Raw genomic sequence first — 5,169 nt, 5'->3', positions numbered from 1 at the left:
GGGCGGCCATCTCATTAGTGAGGAGAAAAATGAGGCGTAGGTGAGGAGGAATCAAAACCTCAACCTCTTTTTCTGGTAGGTACTTTTCTCTCAGATCTCCGTATTACCGGGTTAATACATTAATTCGGTAATACGGAGAAGACAAACGCAGCGCGTCAGTAGGACTCTAACTGGAAAAAATGCTTATCGCTCCATGGCAAGAAAATCTTTCTGACCAGCAATCAGTTTTTCGTCACAACAACAACAACACAGGCAGTGCTCATTTCAACTACGATGATGAGTTTCTCCTTAGTTCTTAATTATCACAGCCCTCGAAAAATAGAAAAACCCTCTGGAGATTCTCCATATGTTATTTCCAAATACAGTCTTTTATTTCTGCGTCATAAGCATTCATATTTTCCTCAAAATCCACTTGTTTCCCTTTTTGATTTATATATGTGAAACCATAGTATCTTGCTCCCTGTGAAATAACCGTATACGAACCATTAAATTGTCCTTGAATTATTTCATTCCATACAGTTGTATATTGATATAGTCTATCCTCAGCTAATATTTCAGAATCCTCCTTAACCAAAACAATCGGTATAGCCATATGGGAATTCTCATACTTAACATAACCAATTCTGGCATTATCTTTTTTTGAATACATATCAATTAATTTTATGTTTATTGGTTTTTTACTATTGGAAGTAAAACAACCAATATCAATAGACCATTCAGATGCATAAACATCTGTAGATAATATAACCAACATCAAAAAAATAATATTTTTATACATTTTAATTTCCTCTTCTTTCTCTATCTTCTCTTCCTGCTTCATTTCCTCTTCTTTCTCTACCTTCTCTTCTTGCTTCACCTCCTCTTCTTGCTCCACCTTCTCCTGCTCTCAAGGCAGCGATTCTCTCGTTTATATAATTGGAGACATCACGATTTTTTATTCCGTACATTCTTCTATTTAACTGTGCCTCAGTTCTAAAAGGATTTTCAGTGATTAATGTCTGTACTCTTTCATAACCTCTCAAAGCTTCATCTCTGTCTTTCGTCGTTCCTCAATGTGTTGTGATATTAGGATCATGCCAAAGTCCCCATGCGAAAGAATAAATTTTATAATCGTAGATAGAACTACTATTAAATTCGAATTTTTCATTATCTAACAATTGATTAAGGTGTTCAGCCTTCAATGCCTAAATTGCCCTTTTTAAGTAATCCAATCTATCATTATAGCCATTGAACCCCCCATTAATAATAGCTGTTGCTTTGTTGAAATCGTCATTTTCAGCAGAATCAAAGACTGATGCTTTTATCTTATAAAACCAGAATGCAGATAACACACTATGTGGGGGCGATAATAATTTATCCCTATTTTCAGCAGAAGAAGTTACATCTTCATTGATATAATTGCCATAATCCTCATAGGTCCTTTTGTGGGTTAATTGGATTAATCCCCGACCATACCAAGGATCATATGATTTATTTTCTCCTCCAATTTCTTTCGTATATCGCAATGCACCACTTTCATGGCATATCTGCGCTAAAAAATGAGCTTTTCCTCGACATGTAGTAATATCAAACTTATCAAATCGTTGATTAAGGGCTTTTAAATTGTCTTCAAGTCTTCTTTGTGGGGCATTGGGCAATATCTCTTGCAGTTCAGCTAGTGTTATGTCTCTATCACATGCACATCCTTGAATTACCCGTATTTCCAGCACATGCCGTCGCTTAAGGAGATGAGTTGACAGTCCCTGTAAGGTCGAACCACAGAAATGTTCTGAATTCTGTAATTCCTGCTCTTGCCACCCGTGAATTGTAGGATACCCATCACTAATCATACCCAATGTAATGTATTGGTATTCATGCCCGTCCAATATAGCAGTTGGCTTAACATGAGAATTGGCTTCTCCAGTTTTCTGACGCGGAGTTCGTTTGACAATTTCATCCGCTAATGGTTGTACTGATATGGATAAGATGACTGGCATTGGTGGAAGGTCTGTTTCTCGTAACAAGCCAGTTCCATCCGTAGTACCCGTTCGTTCAAAACTTGGGTTTCCTCGGCTTTGCAATTTATAAGGTATACCCGTTAATGGTTCACCCTCTTCATCTACAAGTTGAAATTCAACCCATTGTTTCAATATATTTGGGCAGTTAATGCAATCCGACTGTTCTAACTGGCTCATTTTTTCTTCCTTAATGATAAATAATGGCGGGCTAGTCTTAAATCTCTTTGCTAAGCGCAACCTATTGGTTATCGGTAATAAAGCGTTCAACGGTGAGTTTGTTCAGGTTCTGTTTTTCATCTCTCGCTTGTTTCAACCATGCTACAAGGCTGAGCTGCAATTTCCCTTCCGGCTCATCCAGTTTCAATGCCAATTCAGAGTTTTCTTCCCAAAGCTGGCAACTTAACGCGTAAGCTAGATTCTTGAGAGTCGTATTAGTTGAGTAACGGGCTTCAATCAGATGATCACCCAACACAAATAAATTCGTGTTCAGTTCCTGAGGGCAATTTTCTGGACGGTGATAGCAAATCGGGTTGGGAGTATCGATCATCAGCTCATTAACTGGAGTTAAGAGTTCACGCCAGTCCCCCAGTTTCAAAGCGGGCAGTAACGGGGCGAAAATACGGTTATCCATCAGTCGCAACACCACAACCTGACCACGCAGCAACACCTGTTGATGCAAACGCCAGTGTTTTAGCTGAAATGACCACGGTAAGGTGCTGCGATAACCCCAGCCCCAACTGGCATCGCTGAGTTCGTGTTTATCCAGCAGTAGCGCCAGTTCCGGCAGGTACTTGGCTTTGGGTTGGATCAGCCACGGGCTTTGTTCCAGCATGGCATTCATCGGTGTACCGCTGTAGAGCGGAAATGCCTGCTCTGTCCAGTCGTTGAGGTAAAAAAGCTGGACGGGATTTGGCTTTGCTAGGCTGTTGACCAGAAAATAACACTCGCCTCTGTCCTGCTGTAATAACCAATTTTTCCAATTAGTCGATTCCATCATGCTTCCTCTGCTCCGGTGATAACCCAATTTTCCTCTTGCTGAGCAAGAATGGCACAGGGGGGCTTAGCCGAAAATTCAATTGCCGGGAGTGCTTCCGCCATCGGGAGTTGTCCCACTTGTGCAAGTGGCGCCACTCCCTCCGGTAATTGCAGTGAAATCCCGCGTCCACTGCCTGCTGCACCCTGCCCAACATTAATCGGTGAACAGAGAATGCCGCCCGGCGTGACTTTCAGAAAACTGCCGCCCACTTTTAGGGTGATTTCTGCTGCCGCTTCCAGCACCACCTTACCACCGCTTTTCAGGTGGATTTCCTGCCCGCTGTCAATCACGGTAGCATCGCCAGTCTGGATATGCTGGCTGCCGGCAATCCGGTGCGATACATCCCCTTCGGTGGTGATTTTGCGCGAACCGGCAACCTGATGATGGTCATCGGCGCGGATATCGTGGTAACGGTTGTTATCGATACGCTGTTTCTGGTCGTGTTTGATATGCCAGTAGGTATCGTTTTCGATATGGGCTGTCAGGTCTTTCTGACCGTGGAGATAGATTTCTTCGCTGTCTTTCGCATCCTCAAAGCGCAGTTCGTTAAACCCTTTGCCTTTGTGGGTTTTGGTTTTAAAGGTGGTGCGGTTTTTTTCTGCCGGTAAATCCAGTGGCGGACGGTTCAGGCCGTTATAAACACAGCCGGTGATAATCGGTCGGTCGATATCCCCGTTGAGGCAAGAGATCATCACCGCCTGCCCGATACGCGGTATCGCCATAAAGCCAAAACCGTTACCGTTCCAGCCTTGAGCAACCCGTACCCAGCACGAAGCGCCATCATCCGGCTGGTCATAGCGGTTCCAGTGAAAATGCACTTTAATGGCCCCGTCTTTATTGACGAAAATTTCCTCTCCTTCCGGGCTGACCACGATGGCGGTTTCATCGCCATCCGCCAGAGGTTTGTAGCGGAAAGACGGGCGGTAATCATCCAGACCTGAAATAAAACTGAAATGGTTGGAAAGTGTGGTGCCGTCACCGCCGTTGTCGCCTAGTGCCTGTGGGCAGCGCCCGTGGTGACTGATACCGACCACCTGCCAGCGTACATTCAGCGGCTTATGGGGATGATTTTTTATCTCGAAGATTTTGCCCGGCATCAGTTTGATGCAGTTACTGCTGCCGTTGCCGGTCTGCTTTTGATTATCCAGCGCTTCCTGTCGGTATTTTTAAAAGGGGATGGCGGCCGCATCTTTCTGAAATCGCCCATAACTTTCAAACACGGTATAAGGGGTCTGGCTACCAAAATCGCGGAAACTTTCACTGCTGTGCATATGGGAGAGGTGATAGCGCGGATTCTCCGGGTTGAAGTCTTTGTGCAGGCTGCGTTGTGGACTCATTCCGACTCCCAGTCGTACCTGATAAATGGTATCAGTTCCGTAGGCGGTTTCCGGCTGCGGCTGGTATTGCAGCGGCAGCCCGGCGGTCATACCGAGGTGACTATCACTGAAAAACAGGGTTTCATCCTCAAACCAGAAACTGAATCCCTCCTCCTCCGCCATCTACACTTCTGGCAGCATCTCTTAAAGTCTACTTTCCCCAGTAAAATCAAAGAAAACTCCCAAATAACGCTCTATTAACGTCTACTGGCATCTATTGCAATGTCCCCCCATTACTGTGAGGGGGTAAGGACGCTGGAAATATGAAACTAACAGCCTGACAAGTCGAAACAGTAAAACCCCAAGATAAAGATTTTAAGCTATCGGATGGCGGCGGTTTGTATCTGTTGGTAAAGACAACCGGTTCTAAATACTGGCGACTGAAATACCGCATTGCAGGAAAAGAAAAATTACTCGCTATTGGCACTTTTCCGCTTATCACTCTGGCAGAGGCCAGAAGAAAACGTGATGAAGCCAAAAAACTGATAGCCGAAGGTATTGATCCCAACCAAGATAAAAAACAGAAGAAACTGGCAGCTCAGGAAGAAATCAGTAACACCTTTGAAAGTATTGCGCGTAAATGGTACGAGGGAAGAAAAGACAGATGGTCTGTTGGTTATCGTGAAGATATGATGGACGCATTCGAAAAAGACGTTTTCCCTTATATTGGTCATCGTCCGATTGCTGAAATAAAACCCCTCGAATTATTAGACCTCCTTTCTATTATGGAAAAGAGAGGAGTCACCGATAAATTAAAGAA

General features: G+C 44.0%; 3 protein-coding genes and 2 pseudogenes. 1 reads left to right on the top strand and 4 read right to left on the bottom strand.

Annotated features, from left to right (window positions below):
• Positions 1-349 precede the first annotated feature (349 nt).
• The 4 genes and pseudogenes from AAC147_RS06665 to tssI all read right to left on the bottom strand — a co-directional run bounded on the left by AAC147_RS06665 (position 350) and on the right by tssI (position 4,532).
• Positions 350-874 carry a hypothetical protein gene (locus AAC147_RS06665; protein WP_052189813.1) on the bottom strand — a complete coding sequence of 175 codons (525 nt, stop codon included), beginning with the start codon at positions 872-874 and terminating at the stop codon, positions 350-352.
• A gap of 310 nt (positions 875-1,184) precedes the next feature.
• Positions 1,185-2,174 (bottom strand): glycoside hydrolase family 19 protein, encoded by a 990-nt coding sequence (locus tag AAC147_RS06660; RefSeq protein WP_052189811.1) that lies wholly within the window; start codon positions 2,172-2,174, stop codon positions 1,185-1,187.
• A 61-nt stretch (positions 2,175-2,235) separates the two neighbouring features.
• Positions 2,236-2,994 (bottom strand): DUF4123 domain-containing protein, encoded by a 759-nt coding sequence (locus tag AAC147_RS06655; RefSeq protein WP_047686031.1) that lies wholly within the window; start codon positions 2,992-2,994, stop codon positions 2,236-2,238.
• Positions 2,991-4,532: pseudogene (tssI, locus tag AAC147_RS06650) on the bottom strand (type VI secretion system tip protein TssI/VgrG). Before tssI ends, AAC147_RS06655 begins: the two are co-directional and overlap by 4 nt.
• 140 nt (positions 4,533-4,672) lie before the next feature.
• Here tssI and AAC147_RS06645 point away from each other — a divergent pair.
• A pseudogene (locus tag AAC147_RS06645) lies at positions 4,673-5,169 on the top strand (tyrosine-type recombinase/integrase); the annotation flags it as partial.

Source organism: Xenorhabdus sp. NBAII XenSa04, assembly GCF_963866145.1.
GTDB lineage: Bacteria > Pseudomonadota > Gammaproteobacteria > Enterobacterales > Enterobacteriaceae > Xenorhabdus > Xenorhabdus indica.
Note: the sequence above shows the minus strand (reverse complement) of the source record. Positions and strands in the feature narration are given on the sequence as shown.